We start from the raw sequence: 244 nt of genomic DNA on the forward strand, positions 1-244 counted from the left end.
CACTGTCGTTTTATATTGTTTTTTTACCCTTTTCACAACCAAATAGCATCAGCTTTTTTAAAGCGGCTGAAAATGAAAAAAGTGCAACCAAAATAAGACATAATAAAAATCCCTTTTGCTCTTTTTAAAAATCCAACGAAAACATCGCAATAAGCTCTTTGCCTCTTTTCACTTTGAGCCATATTTTTACGTTTTAGATTATTTTATTAATTTTTTCTTTCAACACGTTTAGCTCTTTTTTAAA

The 244-nt window shown here is 28.7% G+C and carries 1 protein-coding gene; it reads right to left on the bottom strand.

All coding sequences use genetic code 11. The annotated features are described in order from the left end of the window. Positions 1 to 32 precede the first annotated feature (32 nt). Positions 33 to 182 carry a hypothetical protein gene (locus ACFINS_RS11400; protein ID WP_155245617.1) on the bottom strand — a complete coding sequence of 50 codons (150 nt, stop codon included), beginning with the start codon at positions 180 to 182 and terminating at the stop codon, positions 33 to 35. Between the last annotated feature and the right edge of the window lie 62 nt (positions 183 to 244).

Source organism: Bartonella sp. AA2SXKL, assembly GCF_042197205.1.
In the GTDB taxonomy this organism is placed as follows: Bacteria; Pseudomonadota; Alphaproteobacteria; order Rhizobiales; family Rhizobiaceae; genus Bartonella.

What these genes read in the sequence shown, in the direction of transcription:
- ACFINS_RS11400 (WP_155245617.1), bottom strand. Translation starts at nt 182, where the DNA reads ATGGCTCAAAGTGAAAAGAGGCAAAGAGCTTATTGCGATGTTTTCGTT.